The organism is Siphonobacter sp. BAB-5385 (assembly GCF_002261125.1).
Classification (GTDB): Bacteria; Bacteroidota; Bacteroidia; order Cytophagales; family Spirosomataceae; genus Siphonobacter.
Genome location: NZ_NMPS01000070.1, coordinates 45,619 through 72,121, shown reverse-complemented (window position 1 = coordinate 72,121; position 26,503 = coordinate 45,619). Strand labels below are relative to the sequence as shown.

Below are 26,503 nucleotides of genomic sequence, written 5' to 3'. Positions count from 1 at the left end.
GCCGGGGTTTATTTTATTGATACGAACGCAGGTTTACAGTTCGGCCAGCACCTGCCGAATCTCTTCCCAGTTTTTCAGTTTCAATTTTCGCTGACCAGCTATTTCCTCAATTCGGGTGGCCTGCTCAGGCAAGGCTTCCAGTACTGATTTTTTATCTTTCTTAACGCGTATGATTTTCTGGTCGGGTCGGTACACGTAGTACGCCTCATTAAAATCAAAGCGTTTCTTTTTTGTAGCTGAATTAAAGCTCGTTACGTCTAGCAACGCAGCTTTGGTGTATTTCAGCAGCTTTACGGAGCCTTTGCTTAATACCTGATAGAAACTCTTCGCTGTCTGCTGGTCGATGGCTGGAAAGCCATTCTGAAAGTATACGCCACTGGCGGTATCTCCGAGCGTAAAAGCGGCTAAATCAAGTTTAGGATTGAACCGCTTTTCTCCCTGCTGAAACTCCGGCTGATTGGTAGATACATTATAATTCAGCTTTTCAGCCGCATACCACTTTCCTGTCGTTGCCTTCAGGTAGCCTTTGGACCAGTCTTCCAGTAGATACGGCTGATTTTCGTACTCGGTATAGGCTCCCACCGCAATCTGGTTACCGCCTTCAATTTGATTAGTTCCGAATTGATTGGTGTTTACCTGCCCCCAGACCGGGACAGCCCAAATGCAGGCGAAAATCCAGCCGTATGTTTTCATTGTTTCTAGCTATTTTTCTGAATCAGTTGCTGTACCTGCGAGCGGAACTGGTTACCCCGATCTTCGTAATTTTTAAATAAGTCGAAACTGGCACAGGCGGGTGATAAGAGTACCACATCGCCAGCAGTGCCGTATTCATATCCCCACGCAACGGCCTGTTCGATGTGTTGCGTCTCCAGAATGAAGGGTATTTTCCCGTTAAAGAATGTCTGGAGTTTCGTATTGTCGGTACCCAGACAAATCAGCACTTTAACTTTTTCGACCACCAGACTTTCAATTTGCGTGTAATCGTTGCCTTTATCGACACCTCCCATGATTAGAATCAGCGGTTCCGCATAACTGCCCAAAGCAAAGAATACGGAATCAACATTGGTCGCTTTCGAATCATTTATGAAACGGATACCTTTCAATTCTCCTACGGGCTCCAGGCGGTGTGGAGCATTTTGAAACGTCCGCAGGCCTTCGCGAATTGCTTCATTGGAGACCTCCAGCGAAAGAGCGGCCAAAACAGCACAACTTGCATTCAACGCATTGTGGGTACCCGCAATGGGCAAATCCGCTAATGCTATTTCAAACTCCTGCGTCGCCGTACGAGCGATGAGCTGAGTATCAGTGATAGACACTCCCTTAGCTAGCTGTGTATGGGTCGAAACAGGCAAGGTTTGGGGAATAATAGTGCGTTTGCCCAATTCCTGAGCGATTGCTTCGCTTTCCTGCCAGTAAATGAACGTATCCGCCGGACCCATGTTCTGTAGAATACGAAACTTAGAATCGATATACTGCTGAAAATCGTACTGATAGCGGTCAAGGTGATCGGGCGTGATATTGGTCAGAATGGCAATATCAGCTTGAACTCAACCATTGAATCGAGCATAAAGCTACTGATTTCCAACACATAATAGTCAAAGGAATCCGTAATGACCTGTTTGGCAAAGCTATCCCCAATGTTTCCGGCCAGACCTACGTTCAGTCCTGCCGTTTTTAGGAGGTGGTACGTCAACAGCGTAGTGGTGGTTTTTCCATTCGAGCCCGTAATCGCAATGAGACGGGCCTTCGTGAAGCGAGCGGCAAACTCAATTTCCCCAATGACCGGAATTTGTTTTTCCCGCAGGCTTTTGATTAAAGGAATATGATCAGGAATGCCGGGGCTTTTGATGACTTCATCCGCCTCGAAAATTCGAGTTTCCGTATGTTGTTTTTCCTCGAATGGAATGCCGTGTTCAAGTAGTTGGTTGCGATACGCTTCACCGAGTTCACTTTTATCGGATAGAAAAACGTCGTACCCTTTAGCCTGAGCGAGTAAAGCGGCACCTACCCCACTTTCGCCGCCGCCCAAAACCACAATCTTTTTTGCCATGATGTCTGTATACGATCTATTGAGGCGAATTTAAGGGCTGAATCCTGTATTTCACATGATGAGTATCCGGATCACATTCGAAAAGGATTGCCTTACTACCAAAAAATAGTCTGACCCGAAGATCAGACTATTTTTTGGTAGTAAGGCAATCCACTTACTCCTCCTTCTTCTGCATCAAACCCGTATGGTTGGCTGCTTTTACTACTAAAAATAATACCCAGGCGATAATCATGAATTCAATCACCACCTGTAGAAAAGAACCGTAAGTAATAGCTACCTCGGGTTGCTTGGCCGCTTCATTGGCTGCTTTCAATACCCATTTGGCATCCTTTAAATCAACTCCCGCTAACAATAAGCCGATGGGTGGCATCAGAATATCATTTACCAAAGCTGTAGTAATTTTTCCAAAGGCCGCTCCAATGACTACCCCGATGGCCAGGTCCAGAACATTTCCTTTGGCAATAAATTCTCTAAATTCCTTTAGCATGACGGTAAGGTTTTAAGGTGCAAACGATAACTGAGTAGATTACCAGAAGATTACTTAAAGGTATACAAAAATCCTAATCCCATGGATTGAGCATATTGAATTTTGGTAACCTGATCCTGATCGTATAGGGCAATCAGATCGAAGTTAAAATTGAGGAAACGGTTGATCTTAGCCGTAATCTTTGCATCCAGTCGGTTATCGATTGCCGCCAGATCTTTGAAGCTGGCAAAGGCCTGGTAACGGAACTTCAGGTTTACGTTTTTGAAAATGTCTTTATCGAAGTTAGCTACCAGCTGCATCAGGCTACTTCCGTTAAGGCTCGGTTGCCCCGCTTGACGCCGTAGTTTTTGAACTCATAAGGTGTGCCGCCCGCTTCTACTTCGGTAGCATTGCGAGCGTCAATTTCCCGGTACAAATCTTTATCAGCCAGAATGGTATGGCGTACGGAGCCCGGTAAAAAGTTCAAATTGAAAAATGAAGTGGGTCGCCACTCAATACCAATCGCTTCCGTTAAAAAGAAAGGCGTAATCAGACCTGATATGTGTGGATACGTTTGATTGGCGTAAGCGTAATTGAAGTCAAAACCATTGGCAAACTGGGTCAGTACGTTGAGGTTAGCGACAAAAGCCCAAATGGTATCCTGCCCTAATTTCCGGCCGTATTTTGAGTCAAAAAACAAACGATCAATGCTCTTTCGAAACTCCTGATCCTTGATTTTCTGAAAGCCAAACTGACTCTGAAAATCGTTCACCCAGCTATCCCGCTCTTTGCGGTATTCGGCTTTGGCATTAAAAAAAGCCCCTAAACCCAGGTTATTGACGCCCCCACCCTGCCAGTTATTGCTAAACGAACCCTGGTTAAAATTCAGACCGAATTCTTTTTTCTTTCGCCAGTACGTCGTATCTTTTTTTACGGGGATGGGCTCTGTTTGGGCTTGAGCGAAGAAAGAAAATGAGCTTAATAGTAGTAGAAGATAGATTACTTTTCTAGATACCATGGATTAGGAAAACATTAGATAGGATATGAGCAAAAATATTTATAATTCTTAAATAAGCCCACGTTTATGCTTATAAATACTTATGATTACTCTAAAAACTATATAAAAAAACGGCTTACGGATCACCCCGTAAGCCGTTAAAACGATACGCTACAGAATTAAGCTAAAGCAATACGCTTGAATTCTTTTACGGTCAATCCTTTTTGCGTTTTTTCCAGTAACTGGGCAATCGTGATTGAGCTATCTTTTACGAACTCCTGCGAAAGCAGCGTGTTTTCTTTGTAGAATTTCTCCAGACGACCCTGAGCGATCCGATCGAGGATGGCTTCGGGTTTTCCTTCGGCACGAGCCTGCTCGCGACCGATTTCCAGTTCTTTCTCAGCCAACGTAGGATCTACTTCGTCTTTGCTTACGGCTACGGGTTTCATCGCAGCAATTTGCATCGCGATGTCTTTGCCTACTTCCTGTACTTCAGCACCCTGAACGTTATTGAAAGCCAGCAGTACGCCTAATTTACCGTTTGAGTGAATGTAGCTAACTACTTGTTCAGCATTTACGTTTTCGTAAGCACCGATAACGATTTTCTCGCCGATTTTACCAACCAGTTCCGTAATCGTTTCCTGGATCGTACGACCATCCGCTAGGGTATAAGCTGATAATTCTTCGATCGTAGCAGGGTTTTTCTCAACGGCTGTTTCGATGATGGCGTTAGCCAGGTTCCGGAAGTCTTCTACTTTAGAAACGGGTTCCGTTTCGCAAGCCAGAGCAACCAGTTTACCGTTGGTACCGTCTTCGCTCAGTTTAACCAGGATAAGTCCTTCAGAAGTAGCGTTGTCAGCCCGTTTCGCAGCCACTTTCTGGCCCGCTTTACGAAGAATTTCAATCGCTTTTTCGAAATCGCCATCGGCTTCAGACAGAGCCTTTTTGCAATCCATCATCCCCGCACCAGTCATTTGGCGGAGTTTGTTCACGTCAGCAGCGGTAATTGCAGCCATTGTAGTGAGTTTGTTTTTACCGTGAAGTAGGGACGATTGTCCCAGATTATGAAATTAAGCTTTTGTTAAGAAGAGCGAAGCGTATCTGGTTTGAATGCGTTTCAGTGGTTTGAAGTTTAACGTTGACCCGCGTATGAGACCTCGCTTTAAACCTTTTCAAACCCTCCTACCCATCCAACCATTCTTCAAACTTCTAAACGGAATAGCCCAAAGCTAAAGCTCCGGGCTATTCACAGGGATCAAAGATCTAACCTAAGATTAGGCTTCTTCCTCCGTCGTTGCCGCAGGAGCTTCAGCTACGTCAGCACCTGAATCAACGGCCCGTTTGGCTTCTTCTTCTTCCTGAACGCGAGCATCGTCTTTATCTTGCTTACGCTCCATCAGACCTTCTTCGATAGCCTTACCAATCGCCAGGGTAATCAGGCTGATTGATTTGTAGGCATCGTCATTGGCAGGAATCGGGAAATCAACCAATTCGGGGTTAGAGTTGGTATCGCACATGGCGAATACCGGAATACCTAAACGCTGAGCTTCAGCCACAGCGATATGCTCACGCTTCACGTCAATCACAAACAGAGCTGCGGGCAGACGAGTCAGGTCAGCAATACCACCAAGTACACGCTCCAATTTATCTTTTTCGCGAGTAAGGACCAGTTTTTCTTTTTTGTTCAGGTTCGCTGACGTCGTCTCATCCTTAAGCATTTTCTCAAGTTGAGTCATTTTCTTCAACGACTTGCGAATCGTCGCGAAGTTAGTCAGCATACCACCTAACCAACGGTCGGTTACGTAAGGCATTTTCAGGCGACGAGCTTCTTCCGAAACGATCTCCTGAGCCTGCTTTTTCGTAGCTACGAACATGATTTTGCGGCCTGAACGAACGATTGATTTGAGGGCGGTAGACGCTTCATCGAGAAGGGTTACCGTTTTGTTCAAATCGATAATGTGGATGCCGTTTTTCTCCATGAAGATGTAAGGAGCCATCTTCGGGTCCCACTTACGGGTCAAGTGACCAAAGTGTACACCGGCATCGAGGAGTTCTTTATAGCTTACTTGTGCCATTTTGTTGTTAAGTCAAAAAGGATGTAAAAAAAGCATGATTCGGCGTCGGACACTGCAAGCCTGAATCAGAGGCGAATGAGTTTTCAGTTGTCGGTTTTCAGTTTACAGTTCTGGAAAATCCATACACTGGGAACTGAAAACGGCAGACTGAGAAAATTAACGCTTGCTGAACTGGAAGCGACGACGAGCTTTGCGACGACCTGGTTTCTTACGTTCCACCATACGATCATCACGCGTCAGGAAGCCAACTTTCTTCAGAGCCGTGTGGAATTCAGGGTTCACCTGATCCAACGCACGAGAGATACCCATGCGAAGAGCTTCGGCTTGACCGGCTACTCCACCGCCATCCAGGTTTGCTTTAATGTCATAAGCACCCAGGGTGTTGGTAGTAGTAAAAGGCTGGTTTACAACAATTTGGAGAACTTCAGAAGGGAAGTACTCCTTGAAATCGCGGCCGTTTACCGTGATCGTACCGTTACCCGGCGTCAAATAAACGCGAGCTACGGCAGTTTTCCGGCGGCCGAGCGTATTAATTACTTCTGCCATTGGTTTGGTATTCATTTACCGTTAATCGTAACCTAGTTTCTGGAACCTCAGTGTACATCTGTACTGAACCCCCACGAACCATTCACGAGCAACGAAAGATTACAATTCGATTTTCTTCGGTTGTTGAGCTTCGTGCGGATGGTTAGGGCCAGCATACACGTGCAGGTTCGTAAACAGGCGACGACCCAGACGCGTTTTCGGCAACATACCTTTTACGGCATATTCGATAACCCGAGCAGGAATTTTTTCCAAAACTTCCCGAGGCGTAGCAAAACGCTGTCCACCGGGGTGACCCGTGTGACGCACGTACTGCTTGTCAGTCATTTTGTTACCCGTCAGACGAATCTTGTCGGCGTTGATTACGATCACGTTATCCCCACAATCGATATGAGGCGTGTAGTTGGTTTTGTGCTTACCCCGCAGGATAGCGGCGATCTGGCTGGTCAGACGACCCAAGATCGCGTTTTCAGCGTCAACAATGACCCACTCCTTAGTTACGGTCGCTGGATTGGCTGAAACAGTTTTGTAGCTTAACTGGTCCACGATTAATTATCTTTGAATGTTTCCTCTTGATTTTCAGATACTTTTGGGCATCATAGCTGAAAAAGGGAGTGCAAATATAGCGGGTTTATTACTGAAATTCAAAGGCTTACTCCCTATTTTCCAGAAAAATCAAGTATTTTCTTTCCGATCAGCCCTGTCACTCAGCCCAAAACAAGCTGGGCCAAAAGCAAAAAGGGCCCGTCGCTGAACGGACCCCTTATACTGCAATCACTTATCTGCTTACTCGGCCATTTTTTCTTTCAAAAACTGAGCCGTATAATTCTCATCTTCCAGCTGTATCATCTCTTCCGGCGTTCCCGTAAAGGTGATCTGCCCACCGGCCTCGCCCCCGTCTGGTCCAATATCGATGATGTAATCGGCACACTTGATGACTTCCGTATTGTGCTCGATAATGATTACCGAGTCGCCCTGTTCTACCAAGGCGTTGATGGATTTCAGCAGCTTGCGGATGTCGTGGAAGTGGAGTCCAGTCGTAGGTTCGTCAAAAATGAAGAGCGTTTTCCCGGCGTTCGGATTCCCTTTTCCCAGGAAGCTCGCCAGTTTTACCCGCTGAGCTTCTCCACCCGAAAGCGAATTGGATGATTGACCTAGGGTTACGTAACCTAAACCTACTTCCTGTAAGGGCATCAGCTTTTCATAAATCTTCGGTTCATCCCGGAAGAAAGTGACGGCTTCGTCAACGGTCATATCCAGAATTTCAGCCACATCTTTATCCTTGTACTTGACCTCCAGAATTTCCTGCTTGAAGCGTTTACCGCCGCAGGACTCGCAGGTCAGGTAAATGTCGGCCATGAATTGCATTTCAATCTTCACCTGCCCTTCGCCCTGACACGTCTCGCAACGACCGCCATCCACGTTAAAGGAAAAATGACTCGGTTTGTAGGTACGGGCTTTGGCCAGTTGCTGGTCACTCATCAACTGACGAATGTGATCGTAGGCTTTTACGTACGTAACCGGGTTCGAACGGCTGGATTTTCCGATCGGATTCTGATCGACCATTTCCACCGCTGACAATCCTTTCAGATCGCCAACCAGTTCGGTATACTTACCCGATTCGTCCGAATACGTTCCTAACATCTTACCCAGGGCTGGATACAGAATCTTCCGGATCAGCGTAGATTTTCCGGAGCCACTCACGCCCGTAATCACTGTCAGCGTACCGAGCGGAAAACGGACATTTACATCCCGCAGGTTGTTTTCGCGGGCCCCTTTCAACTCCAGCCAGCCCGAAGGTCGACGACGGAATTTAGGTGTGGCAATCACATCCTGACCTGTCAGGAAAGCAATGGTATGCGACTGACTGGCTTCTTCACCTGGTCCTTCGAGGCGTAAATCTTCAATGGTATTCCAGTCACCGTGGAAAACGACCTGTCCACCGCCGGTACCAGCTTCGGGACCAATGTCAATGATTTCATCGGCGGCTTTCATGACTTCTTCTTCGTGCTCCACCACAATCACTGTATTGCCCAGATCACGCAAAGACTTCAATACCGAAATCAGTCGCTGGGTATCGCGGGGATGGAGTCCGATACTGGGTTCGTCCAGAATATACATCGAACCTACGAGGGCACTACCCAAAGACGTCGCCAGTTTAATTCGCTGAAATTCGCCTCCTGAAAGGGTGTTGGTCAGTCGGTTAAGGGTCAAATAGCCCAGTCCTACCCGTTCCATGTAATCCAGTCGGTTCTGAATTTCGGTCAGAATCCGGCGGGCTACTTTCTCCTGATATTCCGGCAATTCCAGTTCCCGGAATACCTGAGCGATTTCAGAAATGGGCCGTAATACAATGTCAACGATAGATTTACCGGCAATTTTTACGTAGCTGGCGTCCTTCCGCAATCGAGAACCCCGACATTCTGGACATACTGTACGACCTCGATACCGGCTCAGCAGCACGCGATACTGAATCTTGTACGATTCGCCTTCCAGCATTTTGAAGAAATCATCCAGACCACCGAAGTATTTATTACCCTTCCAGAGTAAGTCTTTTTCGGCCTGACTCAGGTCTTTATAAGCCCGGTGAATCGGGAAATCAAAGCGGATCCCGTTGCGTAACAGCGGGGTCAGCCACTCGCCCATCTTTTCCGTACGCCAGGGAGCGATGGCTCCTTCGAATACGGAGAGGTTACGATCCGGGAATACCAGATCGGGATCGATGCCCAGAATGGTACCAAACCCTTCACAGCGTTTGCAGGCTCCATACGGGTTATTAAAGCTGAACAGATTGACGCTGGGTTCCTCAAACGCGATACCGTCGAGTTCAAAACGGTCGGAAAACGCCCGGCGTTCGCCTCCCAGTACCTGTATGAAGCAGGATCCTTCACCTTCAAAAAAAGCCGTTTGGACAGAATCGCCTAAACGGAACTGCGTTTCTTCGTCATCTTTCTTTACCGCCAGCCGGTCAATCAGAATATGCAGTGGAAGATCCGCAATCCGCTGACTCGTTGCAACATCTTCCAGGGCTTCTTCAATCTGAATGGTCTCGTCTTCGGCCACAATTCGCGTAAAGCCTTTCTGTACCAGGATGGTCAGTTCTTCGGCCAGACTGCGGTTGTTTTTACGAATGAGCGGTGTGGTGATCAGTACGCGGGTATTTTCTTCCAGCGAAAGAATATAGTCTACGACGTCCGTTACGGTATCTTTCCGTACTTCCTGACCCGATACGGGTGAATACGTCCGGCCAATACGGGCGAAGAGCAGTTTAAGGTAATCGTAAATTTCGGTAGTAGTACCCACTGTCGAGCGGGGATTTTTAGTACTCACTTTCTGTTCAATGGCGATGGCGGGCGAAACGCCTTTGATCCAGTCCACTTCCGGTTTTTCCATCCGGCCCAGAAACTGCCGGGCGTAACTGCTCAGACTTTCCACGTACATCCGCTGACCTTCCGCGAAGAGCGTATCAAACGCCAGCGATGATTTCCCACTTCCTGATAATCCCGTAATGACAATCAGCTTATTGCGGGGGATGGAAACGTCTATATTTTTAAGATTATTGACACGTGCTCCTTTGATAAGGATGTATTGCTTCGGATCGAGGGTTTCGACCGACGGGCGACCCAGCGTTTCAATTGAATTCATTCGACAAAGATAACCCGCTTCGGGGTTGGAAGAGATGGTGGATTCCAATGTTTTCAGGATGCTCACATTTGGCCCTGAACGTCGCTAAAAAAGAGCTATTCCAGCACTGGATTTAACCCGTTGTACAAGAATTTGCGACGAAGACCGTTACTTTGGGAAATGTTAGCAAAGAGGCAGACGTTGGTGCCAGAGAGATAACCAAATTCAGGCCCGTCCGGTTCTTTGTTAACACGACTTCTTTACGTTGTCCATGAACATAACATCCATGATTCGATCTGTACTGGCCACCTGTTTATTTATTCTGGCGGTCACCCCTTTTGCTTCTGCTCAGTATGATTCCATTCCCCGGCCCGCCGAGCGGCCCGTTATCATTCAGCAACAGCCCCTTGATGAGAACTACCAGCGAGAACAGGAAATGCCCTGGAAAGCCCGCCCCTTTAAGGATAAGCTGCGGTATGGGTTGAATATTACGACGCCATCGCTAAGTTTCTTTGGTGGAAGCAGCTTCTTCAGCTTTGATATTTCCCCCATGGCCGGTATCCGGGTTACGCCCACGACCACCACGGGTTTGGGAATTACCTACAGTTATTCCAGTCAACCGGATGGTATCATTAACTCTGCTGGACGCCAGGGCCGTCAAAAGGCGAGCCTTCTGGGCGGGCGAGTTTTTATTCAGCAACACCTGAGTTTCCTGGAGAACGTGGTACCAGGTTTGTTCCTGTGGGGTGAAGCCGAGCAGTATAAAGTACTGTCCCTCAAAAACTCTCAAGCTAAAATCACGGGATACGAATATGACACTGGCTTCCTGGTTGGAGGCGGTTATGGCGTACCGGCGGGCGAACCTGGTTTCCAGATCACACTTCTGTACCACGCCAATTACAACTCCAACCCCAATACGTATTCTTCCAGTGGTAGTCCGCTGGTCATTCGTTTTGGCTACTGGTTTAAATAATTTCCTTCCCTGGAAGGAGCGAAAAGTCCCGGCGTTGTGTCGGGACTTTTCTTTTATCCGAACTACTATTGAAAAGCCGTTGGTCCGACGACATACCGCCGAAAACTCGTTACCTTTAGGGACTCTTTTTCTATACGCCTTCGTATTTATCCATACATTATGCTTACAACCGAATCCTCCTCTCATTACGATCATCTGGAAGAAATGACCGTCCGGCAGTTGCTGGAAGGCATTAATAATGAAGATAAAACGGTACCGCTGGCCGTTGAAAAAGCACTACCGCAGATTGAAGCCCTGGTTACGCAGATTGTTGCCCGCATGAAGCAGGGCGGACGTCTGTTTTACATCGGTGCCGGTACCAGTGGCCGTTTGGGCATCCTCGATGCTTCGGAATGCCCGCCCACCTACGGCGTACCTTTTGGCCTGGTCGTCGGGCTCATTGCCGGAGGCGATACCGCCATTCGGAAAGCCGTTGAAAATGCCGAAGACAACGCCGAACAGGCCTGGAAAGATTTGCAGGAATACGAAATCAACGAACTGGATTCGCTCGTAGGTATTGCAGCTTCGGGAACGACGCCTTACGTCATTGGTGGCGTAAAGGTGCCCGCGAACGGGGCATTCTGACGGGTTGCGTCGTTTGTAATGCCGGTAGCCCTCTGGCCGCAGCCGTCGAATATCCGGTAGAAGCGGTGGTAGGCCCTGAGTTTGTAACGGGTAGCACGCGAATGAAATCGGGTACGGCTCAGAAACTCATTCTGAATATGATTTCAACGAGTACCATGATTCAACTGGGGCGGGTAAAGGGCAATCGGATGGTGGACATGCAATTGTCTAACTACAAGCTTGTCAATCGGGCCATTCAGATGGTTATGGCTGAATTGAATACTACTCGTGAAAAGGCCGAGGATTTGCTGGCCCGCCATGGAAGTGTACGAAAAGCAGTAGAAGCTGGTAACAATCCTTAAAAAAGCGAGTTATTACCGTCGATTCTTTTGCAATTATTAACAAAGCGTCCGTATAATTTTACGTACTTTTGCGTTCTAACGATTAAACAAAACGAGCATTTTCTTAAATTTTTTATAGCTTACTATGAACAAAACGCTTCTTCCCCTGCTGGGTCTGGTTGCCGCCTTATTCGTAGGTACTGACGCCTCTGCACAAAGTAAAACTGATCCTCCGGCTGAAATCAAAGCCCTGCTTGAGAAAAACATCTGCCTTACCTGTCACAAAGTAAACGAACGCCTGGTAGGTCCGGCGTACACGGATGTTGCCAAGAAGAAATACAAGCCGGAACAAATCGTTGAATTGATCTACAAACCGAAGCCTTCGAACTGGCCCGGTTATCCTCCAATGGCTCCGATGACGCAGGTTCCTAAGGAAGATGCCATGAAAATTGCCAAGTGGATCGTTTCGCTTAACGCTCCCGCGAAGAAAAAATAAGACCAGCAGGGTTTCGGATTCGGCCCTTCAGCCGTTTCTTCACACCTGCTGAAACCTTTCCAAGGTTTGAAAAGCCCCGACGCGAATCGGGGCTTTTTTCGTGGATGTGCGTATCATTCCGTATTTTTGCCTGATTTTCAGGATATCTGTTTTTAACTATTCATCAGAAACAGCACACCGAATAAACTGTAAACATCAATACATGAGTCTTTTAGCAATCGGTACGGTGGCTTTCGATGCCATTGAATCCCCTTTCGGCAAAACGGATAAAATCATTGGCGGAGCCTGTACGTTCATTTCTCTAGCGGCATCTTACTTTACCAAACCCATCAATATTGTAGCCGTAGTGGGCGATGATTTTCCTCAGGAGTACATCCAACTGCTGCAAAATCAGGGTGTTGATACGGAAGGTTTGCAAGTGAAAGCTGGAGAAAAATCCTTCTTCTGGTCGGGTAAGTATCACAACGATATGAACACCCGCGATACGCTGGTGACCGAGCTGAACGTACTGGCTGACTTTGATCCCATTATTCCCGAATCGTACCAGGATTGCGAATATCTGATGCTGGGCAACCTGACGCCTCAGATACAAATGACGGTACTGGACCGTCTGAAAAATCGTCCGAAACTTGTGGTACTAGATACCATGAATTTCTGGATGAACGTGGCGATGGATGATCTCAAAAAGGTTCTCCAACGCGTAGACGTGCTGAGTATCAACGATGAAGAAGCTCGTCAGCTTTCCGGCGAATATAGCCTACGCAAAGCCGCGAAAATTATTATGGCGATGGGACCCCGTACGCTGATCATCAAAAAAGGCGAACACGGAGCCCTGTTGTTCCAGGGCGAAGAAATCTTCTTTGCTCCGGCCCTGCCGCTGGAAGAAGTCTTCGATCCAACCGGAGCGGGCGATACCTTCGCGGGTGGTTTCATCGGCTACCTCGCCGCTACTAATGACACCAGCTTTGAAAACATGAAGCGGGCGATCATTTACGGGTCAGCCCTGGCTTCCTTCTGCGTAGAGAAATTTGGTACTGAACGGCTGCTCGGCCTTTCCAAAGAAGAGGTAGATGCTCGCGTACAGGAGTTCGTAAAACTGTCAGGATTTACGGTATAATAATGATAGAATGAATAATAGAATGAGTGAATAAGGATCATAAAAATCATTTACTCATTCTATCATTCATTCAAAATTATATCAAGCCCTCCGCCCTGAATTCCGAATGGGCAGACCCTGTTCGGCCAGAATCTTTCCTTCCTGATAGGCTAGTTTTCCGTTTAGAATGACGGCTTTGATTCCTGCCGAATCGGTATTGGGATTTTCAACGGTAGCCAGGCCCTGTACGGTTTTCGGATTAAAAATCGTCAGATCGGCGATGGCCCCTTCTTTGATTTCACCCCGGTTCTGTACGGCCCGACGAATCAAATCCGCGGGCATACTCGTCAGCTTCGGTAACATCTTTTCCAGCGGTATACCAATCGCCTGAGCGTGTTGCAGAGCCGTGGCAAAACAGCCGGCTCCACGCGGATGCGAGTTAGCGGCTTCTAGGGAAGCAATTCCCCCATCTGATCCAATCATACAGAAATCCGTTTGCAAGGCCAGATCAATCGTGGTCTCAAAGGGCATAGCTCCCTCGGGTACGGCTACCAGATAGCCGGGATGCTGGCGGTAATATTGAAACGTTTTTTTGCTGATTCGTTCCTGAGTACCCACCAGCCGCAGATCGCTGTAGTCCAGATTATATCGTTCTTTCCAGCCTTCGTCAAAGCGTTTGGAATGCAAATACGTAGCCCAGTAACTATAAGGATATACGCAGGTGGTAATATCCAAGCCCGACTGCCGGGCCTCGTGAATCAAATCCAGAGCTTCAGCCATATGAAAGGTCCCGCCCGTGGAGTGCAGGTGATCGATATGCATCCGGACGCCCGTTTCTCGGGCCAGGCGAATGGTTTCTTTTACACCCTCCAGTTCATGTTCTTTATCCGAATACCGTAAGTGCAGAAACATCGGGCGTTCGTACCGCCTGGCGAGTTGGGCATACGCCTTCACTTCGTCATAAGGTGTAGGCTGATATTCCAGACTATGCGATACGCTTAAGGCTCCTTCCGCCAGCATTTTTTCCACGTGTTTGAGTCGGTGCGGTAAATCTGCGGCAAGCCGAATGCCCATCACGTAAATGCCTACGCCGTAGTTAGTATAATGCGGTTTAGGATCAAAAAAGCGGTGGTATTCTTCCGGATTTTCCCGTCCGCCGTGTAACTGCAAGGTGGTGGTTACGCCATCGGTTAGTTTGAAGCGTTCGAAGACGTGGTAATCGTTCGTCAGGTTTTTCGGTCCATCGGCTAAAATATCAACAAAACCCGGACTGACTATATGGTGACTGGCGTCAATCACCTGCGTTCCCTGTAGCTCCAGTGGACTTAGATGCAACAACCCAGCATCGGTAACTCCTATGTTTAGCGGTTCTAGTTTCCCTTCCGTAAAAACGGATCCTTTCTGAATGACCAGGGGGAATATTTGCTCCTGAACCGGCGAAGCTTTTACCCAGGTTTTAGTGAAACCCCAGCCGCCCAATAAAGCAACGGAGCTTAGCGAAAGATGGCTTAAGGCCTTCCGACGATTCATAGATTATACAATGGAGAATAAAAAGGAAATGTAAAAGAGGTCTATGGAATGACTTGGCTTTTCGTCGGTCCTTCTTGCAATCATTGGCCTCTACTTGGGTGACAGACGGGTAATTAACGCTAGTACTGCGTTAATTCTTTCAATTTTAAAGACTGGGCTATTTCTTTGACCAAATCCGTGTTTTCCTGATTAGTCGCGGAAACCTGTACCAGAAAGCGTTCGCCCACACTAACGGTTACTTTAGCCTGTTTACCCTTCTTGTAGAATTCTTCGTAGCCTCTTACGGATTCCATTCCCGTCGCCCAGCTTTTGGTAATCTGATTTTCGTTTTCGATCTCCATTCCTGAGGACATCGCCACAGTAGCCATGCTTAGCAAAGCCGCCGAAGCGTTGTAGTCGGCCAGCTCGATCTTCACTTCTGAATCCTCGCCCTTTTTAAATTTTAGTTCATAAGAGGAATACGAAAAGCCTTCGTTGTTGGTCGTTTGGCCCGAGGGTTCGCCATCTGTTTCGTATCCTGCTACTTCCGTAGGCATAAACTGGGCTAAAGTTCGAAACGGCAGGGCCAGGGTGTCTCCTTTGGCCCGGCGTTCTTCTACTTTTTTGTTGATCGCTTCCGTACCTTCACTGACGTTCCGGGCGGCCTGGGTCATCTGCTGGTAACCGTCTGCGGTTTCTTTCGCGGCACTCACCCATCCGCACGACGTAACGATTCCACTCAACAGGACGAAAAGTATAGCACTGGTTTTCATGATTGGCTTGAATACAATTGGTTGAACGATTAAATACGATGGAAAATTAGCTCGTCTATACCCTGTCGTACCAGCGGTGTTGGGATGAATTGACAATACAGTGTGATGAACTGTTCATACACGCAGTCAGACGAAAACGCAGCAGGTATTAGCTAAGTCGAAGGATGGATACGGACGGGAAACACTAGCAGAAAAAAGTCAACGGACGGGATAATGACGCTGGCGTTCGGAAAAGCCGCCAGCTTTCACGAATTTTGTATTTTCATTCTCAACAAACCGCGTAACGTAAGCGGATTACTTTTCAGAGATTATGATTTTACCCATCGTCGCCTACGGTGATCCGGTATTGCGGAAGGAAGCCGTCGACATTCAAAAAGATACAGATCTCGACCTGCAAGCACTGGTCGATAATATGTTTGAAACGATGTACAAAGCCTCGGGTGTCGGTCTGGCGGCCCCGCAGGTCGGCATGAGCCTGCGTTTGTTCGTCGTAGACGGTACGCCGATCATCGACGGAGAAGAGGAAGACAGTGAAGATTTTGATCCGAGTCTGGTAGGTTTTAAAAAGGCGTTCATCAATCCCGAAATTCTGGAAGAAGATGGCGAAGAATGGGCCTACGAAGAAGGCTGTTTATCCATTCCGGGTATTCGTTCGGATGTCAGTCGCCCCGAACGGGTCAAGATTAAATACTATGATCTGGACTGGAACGAGCACATTGACGAGTACGACGGGATTGCCGCCCGGATCATTCAGCACGAGTACGATCACATTGAAGGCATCCTGTTCACCGATCACCTGCCTCCGCTGAAGCGTACCCTGCTTAAGAAGAAACTTTCTAACATTACGAAAGGGGAAGTACGAGTAGATTACAAAATGAAATTTCCTAAGTAGTCGACGGATTTATTCCCCTGAGTATCGACATTCAGTACGCATCCCGGAAGTTTAGGCTTTCGGGATGTTCTGTTTTTAGACCTTTTCGTATTTGCTCTTCGGTAAAGAAGTCCTTTTACTCTTGAGTAGAAATTCAGTCTTGTAGGCACAGGGTTTTACTCGATTGCATCCAGAACGAAACGTATCACCTTATTTCTCTTTTCGTATGGCAAGCCTGCAAAATATGGTCGAAGAAATCTTAGGCATTCAGGAAAAAATTTTAACGCCGGAAGGCAAAAAGCCAGAGGTAGCCGAAGCCCTGGATGCCCGTTTTAATGAATTACAGGCCCAACTCGATCCACTCGTTGAGCCAGGTCCTCCCTTTCAGACGATTACGGTCAATGGAATCGACTACGAACTCAAAAAACTGGATCATTACGTAAACATTGAGCCAGTAACTGGCGTCTCCTAACTTATTTATTTACTATGCCCCGTTACGAATTCACGGCCTGCACGCCGGTTGATACCCAAGGCTCAGGCACACACTTGATTTTTACCTATAAAAGTCTGTCTGGTGATCCCGGTCATGAACGGAATATTCAGATTATCGATCCAGACCGTTCTACTATGGACGAAGTTCATACGCAACAGCTCTTCACGGAGGTGATTAATTTTATAAAAAATTACTGGGAGAAGAGTATTCAGATTCCCGAGAGTAACTATGAAATTCATCTGAGCGAGAGTCCGCTTCTGGAAGGAAAAGAAGGTCCTACACCCTGGCAGGGATTTGTGCTGGAATTGGAGTAAGTATTCCATGGGTGGTACCCATGGTTACGGTTATTGAACCCCTGCGGGGTTGGATCTACCACCGCAGGGGTTCAATGTACATAGCCCCGTATGCAATGCGGGGTAATTGCGAGTAGATCCCGAATACAGATTTATATATTCATTACACCTGAAAACGACAAACTAACAACTAAAACGGATTCAGGAAGAACCCTACGCCTACCCAATTGTTGATATGCTGTTCAAACGTACTATAGGGTAAGGGTCCATGAAAGGCCTGTACAGCCAGACTTAGTGGATTTCGTTCGATCGCTCCTAATTCAATTCCCACGGCCGCAGTTACACCCGGATGAAAGTTCGTTTGTTCGATCATCCGAACATCTACGCCCGCCCACCAGCGAAGTTTCTCCCGATTCGGTTGCTTCCAGACCGTACCGATTTGCGTATACAACCGCTTCCGCTCCGAAGCAGGTCGCAGTCCGACGCCCAGGCCTCCGTACAAGCGTACACTCGTCCACTGATACGCGTACAAAGCATCCACCTGTTCGTAATTGACGGCGTTAGGCAAAAAGTAATTGATCTGGTTTCGCACTAGATAATCGTCCCCCAAATGCGACGAGAGGTGATAGACCCGGAATCGCCAGCTGGCATTTCCCCGCTTCAAATTATAAAGCAACCCTACACGAAAATCGACGTTAAACAGATAGCGTCGGAATTTATCTTCCTGACTATCGTGAAACATCTCAAACTGGGTATTGGCTACGACGTCCAGAGCCAGTTCGGAAGCCCGACGTTCGTCCCGACTCCAGCGAAAAAAGCCTTTCTGAAAACCAATGGAAAAGGGAGCAAAAAGCCCATCCTTGCTTACCCATTCTTCCGTACGCCGCAACAGGGCGGCACTGGTTTTAGCTTCCAGCGGATCGAGCACGATCGGTTCAAATAAATGGCCCTTGGGCAGAAATTCCGTTTTGGTTTGAGCCTGAACTCCGGAAATTAGCAGGAAGCCTAGCCCCAGAAGGGTAAAGATCGAACGCATGGCGGTATGAAAAAACCGGAGCGTTCAGTGAGAAGCTCCGGTTTTTGAATGAATGATCAGGATAAAGCCGTGAAGTGCTTGAAAAACAAAGGAATGGTTTCGATTCCCTTATAGAAGTTGAACAAGCCGTAGTGCTCGTTGGGCGAGTGAATGGAATCCGAATCCAGACCAAAGCCCATTAATACGGTTTTCAGACCAAGTTCTTTTTCAAACAAAGCCACAATGGGAATACTACCACCGCCGCGAGTCGGTACGGGTTTCTTGCCAAAACTTTCCGTCAAAGCGGCCTCGGCTGCTTTATACGCCGCCGATTCCAGGGGCGTCAGGTACGGTTGACCGCCGTGGTGGGGCGTTACCGTCACTTTCACTGACTTGGGAGCAATGCTCTGGAAATGAGCAGCGAACAAATCCGTAATCTTATTCCAGTCCTGATTAGGCACCAAACGCATGGAAATTTTAGCGTAAGCTTTAGACGGCAGTACCGTTTTTGCTCCCTCGCCAATGTAACCACCCCAAATGCCGTTGCAATCGAGCGTCGGACGAATACTGGCCCGCTCCCGGGTTGTAAAGCCAGCTTCTCCCTGTACATCGTCGATCGCCAGATCAGCCTTGTATTCCTCAAGATTGAACGGAGCAGATTCCAGCATTTCACGCTCTTCCGCCGATAATTCTACGACATCATCGTAAAAATTCGGAATCGTGATATGACCGTTTTCATCGTGCAGACTGGCAATCATTTTAGCCAGCGTATTGATCGGGTTCGCTACGGCTCCTCCGTATACCCCTGAGTGGAGGTCACGGTTGGGTCCGGTTACTTCTACTTCCACGTAGCTCAGTCCACGTAAGCCCGTATCAATCGACGGCGTATCGTTGGCAATCATTGCCGTATCCGAAATCAGAATTACATCAGCCTTGAGTTTTTCACGGTTCTGGCTAACGAAGGTACCCAGGTTGTTAGAACCTACTTCTTCTTCGCCTTCAATCATGAATTTTACGTTACAGGGCAGCGAGTTCGTCGCCATCATGGCTTCAAACGCTTTCACGTGCATGAAAAACTGGCCTTTATCATCGGCTGAACCCCGGGCATAAATTTTCTCGTCTTTGATGACGGGTTCAAACGGTGGTGACGTCCAAAGTTCCAGCGGATCGGCTGGCTGAACGTCGTAGTGACCGTAAATCAGTACCGTTGGTTTACTCGGATCAACGATCTTTTCTCCGTACACAATCGGATGGCCGGCGGTTTCGTGCAGCTCGGCTACATCCGCTCCGGCTTTGGCTAAACTTTCCCGAACGTATTCGGCAGCCTGTCGTACATCACCTTTGAATTTTGAATCTGCACTAACGGAAGGAATGCGTAACAATTCCAGCAGTTCTTCGAGAAAGCGGCCCTTATTAGCCTCTAAGTAATCTTGCATAGTGTAGCATGTTGAATGAAAGGACTTGTTCTCTTTCCGCCAGTCCGGTTCGAACACCAACCCGGCTGGATCGTCCTGACTGATTTTGCAAAAGTAAACAAAGCTTGTACGTAGCAGCGAACCAAAGGCAAAAGAAAAACCCGGAACCTGAGGCTCCGGGTTGAGAAAAAAGTACGGGTAAAACCGAAGTATTAACGGCTCCGACGACGACCGATGGGGATACGAGCTTCCTCGCCCCGCAGTAATCGACCAATATTTTTATGGTGCGTATACACAATTAATCCAAACAGAATAAATCCAAAAATCACCAGCAGATTGTGTTCCGGACCGAACAGGTTGAACACCATCATGAGGGGGAATGCCAGTGTAGCGACAATGGAACTCAGCGAAATATACCGCGACGAAAGCATTACCAGTATGAAAACCAGAATACAAACGCCAGCCGCTTCCGGGTGAATGCTAAGTACCATTCCCAGCAACGTAGCCACGCCCTTACCACCTTTGAAGCTGGCAAAAACGGGGAATAAGTGACCAATGACCGCGATAATTCCGAAGGCAAGCTTCATGGGTACCCGTTCATCCAGCGTAATTTCATTCAGGTAGAAAAGAATGAGAGCCAAGTTGGCTGCTAACCATCCCTTCAATACGTCGATTAGCAGTACAATGGTACCTGCTTTTTTGCCTAAAGTGCGGAAAGTATTGGTTGCTCCGGCATTGCCGCTTCCGTGCTCACGAACATCGATTCCAAAGAAAGCCTGTCCGTACCAAACGGACGTAGGGACTGAACCTAAAAAATAGGCCAACAGGCCAGCAAACAATACGCTTAAGGTCATTTCAGATACTTAAAAAATGAAAGTGGCTTGAAAATTGTTCAACAATTTTTTATGAGCGTGGAAAACAAAGATACTGGCAATTGCCATATTCTCTAATCGCTCTATAGAGTAATTGCTAAAATTAAGGGCTTTTTAAGAGTTGCCTTTCTCAGCGAATCGTAAGATAATAAAGTCCAAACGGTGGAAAAATGTTTACAGGTGCGGGTATTCAATAATTATTACATACATATAAACGTATTATAGAGGTATGTGGTTTGAATAGGCTTAACTATTTTGAAATAAACTTTTTAATAGGGCTGCAGGCCCCTTTTGTATATATAAAAACTTTTGAAAAAATTCCTGCATTTTCTAGGTTTTCAAGGCTGAATCAGAAAGGCACGAGCGGATACTCCGCCAGAGAATCCCAAAGAAACTTTCCCCCGGAATGCGTTCATAGGAAATTTTTCCCTGCCGTACTTCTTTTTTAGGCATAGGGTTACTTTCGTACATCAAAACCTTGTTGGCAGCAAACGTAAACAGGTCCCGGATTTTAAACCCTTTCTTCTCGTCGGGCTTCAGAATCTTTATTTTCAAGTCGTGATACAGAAGCGTTCCGCTGCCTGAGGTCTTTACCTGATCGCCGGAAAAACGGAACTGAAACCGATCCACTATCCCCGTTTCTATGTCCATGAGGGCCAATGGTTTGAAAGTGGATTTCAAGACCCGTAAATCCAGGGTGGCCAGTTCAGCCGCACAGGTATACTGCCCCCGGGGTGACCGCATGTCGAATGTAAAATGCGTTTGCAAGGAACTCACCCCCATAAACGAAGCCTGAAAATCAGCCTTACACACATTGGTCTTCCGGAGTGAATCATTACTCAGCGAAACGATTACGCCTTTTATCCGTCGGAAATTAACGTTTCCAGTCTGGTTCGTTTTCGGATTTAGCTCATCGTAAACAATATCGACCTGCCGCACTTTCACCGAGTCAATGTCTAACTGAAAAGGCAATTGCTGATACAGCTGGTGCGGGAAGGGTTTGCGAGGTCCATCCATCTTGGAAGATCGGCTCCGTACTTCAAAAGCGTTTACCAGACCTCCTTCCACCGTCACTACTTCCACTTTTACTTTTTTCTGAAGCCAGTATTTTGATAAGTCCAGTCCGGCGAGTTCAATGTGATTCACGACAGCCTTTGTATAGCTGGTGTTTCCCGTGCGTCGTACGTACTCCATACGTGGATACGAAGGAATGCTGCCCAGTCCCTCGATTTGCAGACGTTTGTTGGCCGTTGACAACTGAATTTTCTTCACCTGTACGGATGCACTCAAGTCCTGATTGGGCAGGACCAGTGAATCCAGGTTTACCTCGATTGCTTTAGCATACCAGAGGCGGGTCGTATCCAGATGGCCCTTCTCATCGATCAATAGGTCGTCTACTTTCCAGGAAAGTTTCTGGACACTTAGCGTACGGACCTTTTTCGTTCGACGGTCTACCTGTTTAACCGTCCAGTTATTGCCCTGAATCCGACCAATCTTTACGTGCTCGAATTGCTTGTTCAGCATTTCATAAGGCGTTTTTTGTACTTCGGGCTCATCCGGTTTTGTGTTCGGAAACTGGGTTAACCGTAGATCGAATTGATTGAGCACGATTGCTTCCACGGACAGTTTTTTTCCCCATAACCAGGAAAACAGCTGAAAACCCTGTACGCTGATTTCAGGCATGTTCCCTTCAAAAATTAAATCAGGAGCCTCCTTGCCTAATTGTCGGCGTCGTGCGGTGTCAGCCTGTAGCTTGACGTCCGTAATGCGGGCTTTACCCGTAAAAGGGTTATAAGTAAGCTCATTGAACTGGATCCGATACAGCTGATCTGACTTCTCGTAAACGGCACGCTGAATCTTTTGACCTGCAAAAGGCTTGAGGAAGAAAGTCCCCACAACCCATATACTTAAGACAACCAGCAGGCAAAGGGCAAATACACCGACGAGTATTTTGACAGCAAGTGGTGAGGGCTTTAAGGTTCTGTTCATGTGGGTATTTACACAAGTAAGAGGAACGATAACCCACTATCAGGACAATAAGCGGGGGAGTGCATTAAGGTATGAAAAGCCTGTACCACTTGTTGCGTATTTTCAAGTCATGTCTTCGAAAAGCCTACCAATCAGGGGTATAACGTCCGCAGATTGGGCATGTAGACCACACGTCACTGCTCCAGAGCAGAAGGGATAATTCTTTTGTACCTATAAGCAGTAGAATCATTTGGAACAGCTATGGAATCAACGAACGATACAAATAATTCATGGAGTAAAATGAAACAATGGTGGCGAATCAGTTCACTTATCCGCTGGGCGGTGCTTATTGTAGTGGTGCTGATGGTCGTTGCAATTGGCGGTAGTCTTATTTTTATAAAAGATAAAAAACGAACAATGTTTCCCGGTACGGTAGCTTCGGATACCATTCGTGGAGATACACTTTTCGAGCCGACGAAAACAATTCATCTACCCGCTAAGGAAGAAAGGGATACGAATTAGCGGCTTTATTAACGTTTATAATTTTGATTTACAAAGGGATAGGAGAAAGTAATTTTCTCTTATCCCTTTTTTATTTTGTTATCTATATTTGAGCTGAAATTTAGTTTTATACCCCATCTATCATCTTCTTTATGTCCATCAAATTTCGGCGTGCAAAATCCTTTTGCACCCTTGGCAGTATTCTTCTGCTTACTGCTTCACTCGCCAAAGCTCAGGAAGTAAATTACGAATCCATCGGTTTTTCACGAGAAGTTCCCGCTACCTTACCAGCCCTTCAGCAAGACCGTACGTATGATGTTCGCGGAATTGTTACCAGTCAAATCAATAACGCGTTTATCAGTAAAGAACACGCGGATGATTTAAAAGCGGCTTTCACGGGGAATACCCTGGCTATTAATTTTGGCAAATTAATCCAGGTAGATGATCAGGGTGATCTGCACGTAATTGCTCTCATTCAGGCTTTTAAGTTCATTGGACCTAATCCTTACAATGCTCAACAATCCCTTGCTCAGGTAGCCGTGCATACCACCGTTTATGATCGCTACGGACGTAAAGTATTTATCAATCCGTACGAATCTTCGCAAGTTGCTGTACCCGCTTCTTCCATCGACTTCAAAAACAATAAACGAGCAAGTTTAGCCCTTTTTGCCCAGAAGGCAATTACGGAAAGTCTCGTGCCTTTACAGAATAAGATTTACGGTTATCAGGGAAAGTTTAGTACAAGTTTAGCGTACCTGGATGGGGTTAAGAAATTTCCTGAATTGAAGGAGTTAAAAGAGCAGATTAATGGCTTGCAAAGTACGCTTAAAAAGAACGGTATTGAAGCCTATCTGGAGCAGGCTAAACCTTACCTTTCCCAATGGCAGACGCTGGCTAATTACCAGGGAGAAGGAAATGCTTCCGAAGTAAGAAGAGCGGCTTTGCAAAACCTGGCCGTTACGAACCTGTTGCAGGGAAATTACAAAGAAGCTATGGCTTACGTTGAACAATATAAACCCATTGACAAGTCGATCCGGCAAATGATGGGTTTGATTTCCTATAAGAATAGTGAAGAGCTGGAATCCATGATTCGGGCCTTCACACCCGAACTCCAGGAAGAAACAGCGAGCCAGCTAGCGGTGCTTTCTACCCCGGAAGTGATGGACCGCTATAAGTACTATCTGATCCCAAAGGCTAAAATTGTCATCGAATCCGGTCGCAACGCGGGTACTTACGAAGGCCTGGTCAAGGTATTCCGGAGTGAACCCTACTATCAGTCTAAAGAAAAAAACGGCATGGTCGAACTGCCTTCCACGACTGATTTGTCAGTATGTCTGCCCAGTACAGGTAATGGCTCTGAAACCTGGGTATGGGGCTCTACCATCAAATCCTTTCAGGACGAAAACGGTAAAGAATACCTGATCCGGAAGTTTGGTTCAGCGATTACAGGTGGAGCGACCTACTACCTTTTACAAAATACGTATCAATCGCCAAAACTGGTGGTGTATCAATCGCTCGTTCCGGGAAATACGGAATACCTGATGATGAAAAAAGGGGATGAAAAAGGCGTACGTTCAACATTACTCAATGCCCGGAAAAATATGCTGGAGTATTTGAGTGACTGCCCGGCTATCGGCACCAAGTACGCCAACAGTCAGACGCCTATCAATCTTCAGGAGGTTGCCGAAGCGTATACAGCCTGTAAGTAAACCTCTAAATCCGTACGAAAACAAAACACCCGGCTTGAATCCAAGCGGGTGTTTTGTTTCTAATGCGATTCCCGCAATTTCCAGGTTCCGGATTTTCCAACCAGAAAATCCATATCAGCTCCCTGGTGCGATTGCTGGACGTGATTCAGATACAAATTGGTATAACCGCGTTCGTAACCCAGTTCAAGCGGCTCCCAGAGCTTTTTACGTTCGGCCAGTTCCTCATCGGATACGTGCAGGTGCAGGCTACGATTGGGTACATCCAGCGTAATTAGATCGCCATTTTGTACCAGAGCCAGTGTGCCTCCAATGGCCGCTTCGGGTGAAACGTGCAGGACGACCGTACCGAAACCGGTACCACTCATCCGACCGTCGGAAATACGGACCATATCGTGGATGCCTTTTTCCAGGAGCTTCTTCGGCAAAACCATATTTCCTACTTCCGGCATACCGGGGTATCCCTTCGGTCCGACGTATTTCAATACCATGACACAGGTTTCGTCAATGTCCAGATCCGGGTCGTCAATCCGGGCTTTGTAATCGTCAATGTCTTCAAAGACAACCGCCCGGCCCGTGTGCGTCATCAGGTGCGGACTGGCCGCCGAGGGCTTAAGTACAGCTCCATTCACGGCCAGATTGCCTTTCAGTACGGCTAGCCCGGTGTTGGGTTTGAAGGGATTATCGACGGAAGCAATGATTTCACGGTTATGAGCATTGGATAAAACAATGTTTTCCCCCATCATTTGTCCGGTTACGGTCAGAGCATCCAGGTTGAGCGAATTGGAAAGCTCTTTCATTACCGCGGGCAAGCCGCCCGCGTAATACAGATCCTCAAAGAAGTGCTCGCCTGAAGGCTGAATATTGGCAATGAAAGGAATATTTTCGGACAAGCGATCAAAATCCTGCAAGTCCAGCTCCACGCCAATCCGACCCGCAATCGCCATTAAGTGAATGACAAAGTTGGTAGAGCCCCCGATGGCGGCATTGACCATGATTGCGTTTTCAAAGGCCTTTCGGGTTAGTACTTTGGACATGGTCAGGTCCTCGCGAACCATCTCCACGATCCGGCGACCCGTCATGTGGGCCATGGTTTTTCGGCGGGAATCCGCCGCTGGAATGGACGCATTATCGGGCAAAGTCAAGCCCAGCGATTCGACCATGGATGCCATCGTGGAGGCCGTGCCCATCACCGCACAGTGCCCGGCACTACGGGCCATACAGCCTTCAGCGGCAATAAATTCTTCCTGCGACATCTCCCCTACTTTGTAGGCTTCGGCAAAACGCCAGACATCCGACGTACCGATCTTACGGCCTTTGAAGTGCCCCGCCAGCATGGGTCCGCCCGAGATGACGATACTGGGCAAGTCCACGCTCGCTGCTCCCATCACCAGGGAGGGCGTTGTTTTGTCACAACCGCACATCAGCACGACGCCATCGATGGGATTTCCGCGAATGGATTCCTCCACGTCCATACTGGCCAGGTTGCGATACAGCATGGCCGTAGGTTTCATGAGGGTTTCGCCCAAAGACATGACGGGAAATTCTACTGGAAAGCCCCCGGCCTCCCACACGCCCCGCTTGATACATTCGGCGAGTTCGCGGAAGTGGGCATTACAGGGCGTTAACTCCGACCAGGTATTACAGATTCCGATAACGGGCTTGCCCATGAATTCATGGTGCGGAAAGCCCTGGTTTTTCATCCAGGCCCGGTAAATGAAACCGTCTTTGCCCGTCTTGCCAAACCAGTCCTGTGAACGGAGTTTCTTTTCTTCTTGCATGTTTCAGTGTTCAGTTTAGAGGGTTATGTCTGACCTTGCCCA

At 47.5% G+C, this 26,503-nt stretch carries 26 protein-coding genes and 1 pseudogene; 9 read left to right on the top strand and 18 right to left on the bottom strand.

Annotated features, from left to right (window positions below; genetic code table 11):
* Nucleotides 1-33: 33 nt before the first annotated feature.
* The 11 genes from BWI93_RS06580 to uvrA form a co-directional block, all read right to left on the bottom strand.
* On the bottom strand, nt 34-693 hold the full coding sequence (locus tag BWI93_RS06580) for a hypothetical protein (RefSeq protein ID WP_094809398.1): 660 nt from the start codon (nt 691-693) through the stop codon (nt 34-36).
* Between the two features lie 5 nt (nt 694-698).
* Nucleotides 699-1,517, bottom strand: coding sequence for a UDP-N-acetylmuramoyl-L-alanine--D-glutamate ligase (gene murD / locus BWI93_RS29445; RefSeq protein WP_369679115.1), 819 nt, complete (start codon nt 1,515-1,517; stop codon nt 699-701).
* A 5-nt stretch (nt 1,518-1,522) separates the two neighbouring features.
* Nucleotides 1,523-2,050, bottom strand: coding sequence for a Mur ligase family protein (locus BWI93_RS29440; protein WP_369679108.1), 528 nt, complete (start codon nt 2,048-2,050; stop codon nt 1,523-1,525).
* Between the two features lie 154 nt (nt 2,051-2,204).
* Complete coding sequence (gene mscL / locus BWI93_RS06570; RefSeq protein WP_094809396.1) at nt 2,205-2,537, bottom strand: large conductance mechanosensitive channel protein MscL; 333 nt, start codon at nt 2,535-2,537, stop codon at nt 2,205-2,207.
* A 50-nt stretch (nt 2,538-2,587) separates the two neighbouring features.
* Nucleotides 2,588-2,836, bottom strand: a complete 249-nt coding sequence (locus BWI93_RS06565; protein WP_094809395.1) for a hypothetical protein — start codon at nt 2,834-2,836, stop codon at nt 2,588-2,590.
* A complete protein-coding gene (locus BWI93_RS06560; RefSeq protein WP_094809393.1) occupies nt 2,836-3,534 on the bottom strand; it encodes a DUF3078 domain-containing protein in 699 nt (232 codons plus the stop codon). Before BWI93_RS06560 ends, BWI93_RS06565 begins: the two co-directional genes overlap by 1 nt.
* Nucleotides 3,535-3,692: 158 nt before the next feature.
* A complete protein-coding gene (tsf, locus tag BWI93_RS06555) occupies nt 3,693-4,529 on the bottom strand; it encodes a translation elongation factor Ts (RefSeq protein WP_094809391.1) in 837 nt (278 codons plus the stop codon).
* Between the two features lie 258 nt (nt 4,530-4,787).
* Nucleotides 4,788-5,588 (bottom strand): 30S ribosomal protein S2, encoded by an 801-nt coding sequence (gene rpsB / locus BWI93_RS06550; protein ID WP_094809389.1) that lies wholly within the window; start codon nt 5,586-5,588, stop codon nt 4,788-4,790.
* Nucleotides 5,589-5,744: 156 nt separating this feature from the next.
* Complete coding sequence (gene rpsI, locus BWI93_RS06545) at nt 5,745-6,134, bottom strand: 30S ribosomal protein S9 (RefSeq protein WP_094809387.1); 390 nt, start codon at nt 6,132-6,134, stop codon at nt 5,745-5,747.
* A gap of 99 nt (nt 6,135-6,233) precedes the next feature.
* A complete protein-coding gene (gene rplM / locus BWI93_RS06540; RefSeq protein WP_094809385.1) occupies nt 6,234-6,677 on the bottom strand; it encodes a 50S ribosomal protein L13 in 444 nt (147 codons plus the stop codon).
* Between the two features lie 240 nt (nt 6,678-6,917).
* Nucleotides 6,918-9,776 (bottom strand): excinuclease ABC subunit UvrA, encoded by a 2,859-nt coding sequence (gene uvrA, locus BWI93_RS06535; protein ID WP_094809383.1) that lies wholly within the window; start codon nt 9,774-9,776, stop codon nt 6,918-6,920.
* Nucleotides 9,777-10,041: 265 nt separating this feature from the next.
* Here uvrA and BWI93_RS06530 point away from each other — a divergent pair, with 265 nt between their 5' ends.
* The 4 genes and pseudogenes from BWI93_RS06530 to BWI93_RS06515 all read left to right on the top strand — a co-directional run bounded on the left by BWI93_RS06530 (nt 10,042) and on the right by BWI93_RS06515 (nt 13,285).
* Entirely contained in the window at nt 10,042-10,728 is a 687-nt protein-coding gene (locus tag BWI93_RS06530; protein WP_094809381.1) for a hypothetical protein, read from the top strand.
* Nucleotides 10,729-10,887: 159 nt separating this feature from the next.
* A pseudogene (gene murQ, locus BWI93_RS06525) lies at nt 10,888-11,693 on the top strand (N-acetylmuramic acid 6-phosphate etherase).
* Between the two features lie 124 nt (nt 11,694-11,817).
* The gene (locus tag BWI93_RS06520) at nt 11,818-12,168 is read left to right on the top strand and encodes a c-type cytochrome (RefSeq protein WP_094809379.1); all 351 of its coding nucleotides are present in this window, start codon (nt 11,818-11,820) and stop codon (nt 12,166-12,168) included.
* Between the two features lie 202 nt (nt 12,169-12,370).
* Nucleotides 12,371-13,285, top strand: a complete 915-nt coding sequence (locus tag BWI93_RS06515) for a PfkB family carbohydrate kinase (RefSeq protein WP_094809377.1) — start codon at nt 12,371-12,373, stop codon at nt 13,283-13,285.
* An 81-nt stretch (nt 13,286-13,366) separates the two neighbouring features.
* Here BWI93_RS06515 and BWI93_RS06510 read toward each other — a convergent pair whose 3' ends face one another.
* Complete coding sequence (locus BWI93_RS06510) at nt 13,367-14,794, bottom strand: amidohydrolase family protein (RefSeq protein WP_141217378.1); 1,428 nt, start codon at nt 14,792-14,794, stop codon at nt 13,367-13,369.
* Nucleotides 14,795-14,913: 119 nt separating this feature from the next.
* Entirely contained in the window at nt 14,914-15,546 is a 633-nt protein-coding gene (locus tag BWI93_RS06505; protein WP_094809373.1) for a hypothetical protein, read from the bottom strand.
* A gap of 310 nt (nt 15,547-15,856) precedes the next feature.
* On the opposite strand from BWI93_RS06505, the gene def reads away from it, so the two are divergent.
* The 3 genes from def (at nt 15,857) to BWI93_RS06490 (ending at nt 17,224) form a co-directional block, all read left to right on the top strand.
* Nucleotides 15,857-16,438: a peptide deformylase gene (gene def / locus BWI93_RS06500; RefSeq protein ID WP_094809371.1), complete on the top strand. Its 582-nt coding sequence runs from the start codon at nt 15,857-15,859 to the stop codon at nt 16,436-16,438.
* Nucleotides 16,439-16,643: 205 nt separating this feature from the next.
* Nucleotides 16,644-16,889, top strand: a complete 246-nt coding sequence (locus tag BWI93_RS06495; protein WP_094809369.1) for a hypothetical protein — start codon at nt 16,644-16,646, stop codon at nt 16,887-16,889.
* Between the two features lie 14 nt (nt 16,890-16,903).
* The gene (locus BWI93_RS06490) at nt 16,904-17,224 is read left to right on the top strand and encodes a hypothetical protein (protein ID WP_094809367.1); all 321 of its coding nucleotides are present in this window, start codon (nt 16,904-16,906) and stop codon (nt 17,222-17,224) included.
* 169 nt (nt 17,225-17,393) lie between these two features.
* Here BWI93_RS06490 and BWI93_RS06485 read toward each other — a convergent pair whose 3' ends face one another.
* From BWI93_RS06485 to BWI93_RS06470, 4 genes are all read right to left on the bottom strand, one after another.
* A complete protein-coding gene (locus tag BWI93_RS06485) occupies nt 17,394-18,239 on the bottom strand; it encodes a DUF1207 domain-containing protein (RefSeq protein WP_094809365.1) in 846 nt (281 codons plus the stop codon).
* Nucleotides 18,240-18,295: 56 nt separating this feature from the next.
* Nucleotides 18,296-19,654 carry a dipeptidase gene (locus BWI93_RS06480; RefSeq protein ID WP_094809363.1) on the bottom strand — a complete coding sequence of 453 codons (1,359 nt, stop codon included), beginning with the start codon at nt 19,652-19,654 and terminating at the stop codon, nt 18,296-18,298.
* Between the two features lie 191 nt (nt 19,655-19,845).
* Nucleotides 19,846-20,487, bottom strand: a complete 642-nt coding sequence (gene plsY / locus BWI93_RS06475; RefSeq protein WP_094809361.1) for a glycerol-3-phosphate 1-O-acyltransferase PlsY — start codon at nt 20,485-20,487, stop codon at nt 19,846-19,848.
* A gap of 348 nt (nt 20,488-20,835) precedes the next feature.
* The gene (locus BWI93_RS06470; RefSeq protein WP_141217376.1) at nt 20,836-22,494 is read right to left on the bottom strand and encodes a hypothetical protein; all 1,659 of its coding nucleotides are present in this window, start codon (nt 22,492-22,494) and stop codon (nt 20,836-20,838) included.
* Nucleotides 22,495-22,734: 240 nt separating this feature from the next.
* On the opposite strand from BWI93_RS06470, the gene BWI93_RS06465 reads away from it, so the two are divergent.
* Entirely contained in the window at nt 22,735-22,995 is a 261-nt protein-coding gene (locus tag BWI93_RS06465; protein ID WP_094809357.1) for a hypothetical protein, read from the top strand.
* A gap of 131 nt (nt 22,996-23,126) precedes the next feature.
* On the top strand, nt 23,127-24,683 hold the full coding sequence (locus tag BWI93_RS06460) for a hypothetical protein (protein WP_094809355.1): 1,557 nt from the start codon (nt 23,127-23,129) through the stop codon (nt 24,681-24,683).
* A 59-nt stretch (nt 24,684-24,742) separates the two neighbouring features.
* Here the strand turns inward: BWI93_RS06460 and BWI93_RS06455 are convergent, their stop codons facing one another.
* Complete coding sequence (locus BWI93_RS06455; RefSeq protein WP_094809353.1) at nt 24,743-26,461, bottom strand: IlvD/Edd family dehydratase; 1,719 nt, start codon at nt 26,459-26,461, stop codon at nt 24,743-24,745.
* Nucleotides 26,462-26,503: the final 42 nt, after the last annotated feature.

What these genes read in the sequence shown, in the direction of transcription:
- BWI93_RS06490 (WP_094809367.1), top strand. Translation starts at nt 16,904, where the DNA reads ATGCCCCGTTACGAATTCACGGCCTGCACGCCGGTTGATACCCAAGGC.
- BWI93_RS06495 (WP_094809369.1), top strand. Translation starts at nt 16,644, where the DNA reads ATGGCAAGCCTGCAAAATATGGTCGAAGAAATCTTAGGCATTCAGGAA.
- rpsB (WP_094809389.1), bottom strand. Translation starts at nt 5,588, where the DNA reads ATGGCACAAGTAAGCTATAAAGAACTCCTCGATGCCGGTGTACACTTT.
- BWI93_RS06465 (WP_094809357.1), top strand. Translation starts at nt 22,735, where the DNA reads ATGGAATCAACGAACGATACAAATAATTCATGGAGTAAAATGAAACAA.
- BWI93_RS06565 (WP_094809395.1), bottom strand. Translation starts at nt 2,836, where the DNA reads ATGCAGCTGGTAGCTAACTTCGATAAAGACATTTTCAAAAACGTAAAC.
- BWI93_RS06510 (WP_141217378.1), bottom strand. Translation starts at nt 14,794, where the DNA reads ATGAATCGTCGGAAGGCCTTAAGCCATCTTTCGCTAAGCTCCGTTGCT.
- mscL (WP_094809396.1), bottom strand. Translation starts at nt 2,537, where the DNA reads ATGCTAAAGGAATTTAGAGAATTTATTGCCAAAGGAAATGTTCTGGAC.
- BWI93_RS06520 (WP_094809379.1), top strand. Translation starts at nt 11,818, where the DNA reads ATGAACAAAACGCTTCTTCCCCTGCTGGGTCTGGTTGCCGCCTTATTC.
- BWI93_RS06530 (WP_094809381.1), top strand. Translation starts at nt 10,042, where the DNA reads ATGATTCGATCTGTACTGGCCACCTGTTTATTTATTCTGGCGGTCACC.
- BWI93_RS06460 (WP_094809355.1), top strand. Translation starts at nt 23,127, where the DNA reads ATGTCCATCAAATTTCGGCGTGCAAAATCCTTTTGCACCCTTGGCAGT.
- BWI93_RS06455 (WP_094809353.1), bottom strand. Translation starts at nt 26,461, where the DNA reads ATGCAAGAAGAAAAGAAACTCCGTTCACAGGACTGGTTTGGCAAGACG.
- BWI93_RS06480 (WP_094809363.1), bottom strand. Translation starts at nt 19,654, where the DNA reads ATGCAAGATTACTTAGAGGCTAATAAGGGCCGCTTTCTCGAAGAACTG.
- BWI93_RS06470 (WP_141217376.1), bottom strand. Translation starts at nt 22,494, where the DNA reads ATGAACAGAACCTTAAAGCCCTCACCACTTGCTGTCAAAATACTCGTC.
- BWI93_RS06485 (WP_094809365.1), bottom strand. Translation starts at nt 18,239, where the DNA reads ATGCGTTCGATCTTTACCCTTCTGGGGCTAGGCTTCCTGCTAATTTCC.
- BWI93_RS06560 (WP_094809393.1), bottom strand. Translation starts at nt 3,534, where the DNA reads ATGGTATCTAGAAAAGTAATCTATCTTCTACTACTATTAAGCTCATTT.
- uvrA (WP_094809383.1), bottom strand. Translation starts at nt 9,776, where the DNA reads ATGAATTCAATTGAAACGCTGGGTCGCCCGTCGGTCGAAACCCTCGAT.
- BWI93_RS29440 (WP_369679108.1), bottom strand. Translation starts at nt 2,050, where the DNA reads ATGGCAAAAAAGATTGTGGTTTTGGGCGGCGGCGAAAGTGGGGTAGGT.
- rpsI (WP_094809387.1), bottom strand. Translation starts at nt 6,134, where the DNA reads ATGGCAGAAGTAATTAATACGCTCGGCCGCCGGAAAACTGCCGTAGCT.
- BWI93_RS06505 (WP_094809373.1), bottom strand. Translation starts at nt 15,546, where the DNA reads ATGAAAACCAGTGCTATACTTTTCGTCCTGTTGAGTGGAATCGTTACG.
- plsY (WP_094809361.1), bottom strand. Translation starts at nt 20,487, where the DNA reads ATGACCTTAAGCGTATTGTTTGCTGGCCTGTTGGCCTATTTTTTAGGT.
- tsf (WP_094809391.1), bottom strand. Translation starts at nt 4,529, where the DNA reads ATGGCTGCAATTACCGCTGCTGACGTGAACAAACTCCGCCAAATGACT.
- BWI93_RS06580 (WP_094809398.1), bottom strand. Translation starts at nt 693, where the DNA reads ATGAAAACATACGGCTGGATTTTCGCCTGCATTTGGGCTGTCCCGGTC.
- def (WP_094809371.1), top strand. Translation starts at nt 15,857, where the DNA reads ATGATTTTACCCATCGTCGCCTACGGTGATCCGGTATTGCGGAAGGAA.
- BWI93_RS06515 (WP_094809377.1), top strand. Translation starts at nt 12,371, where the DNA reads ATGAGTCTTTTAGCAATCGGTACGGTGGCTTTCGATGCCATTGAATCC.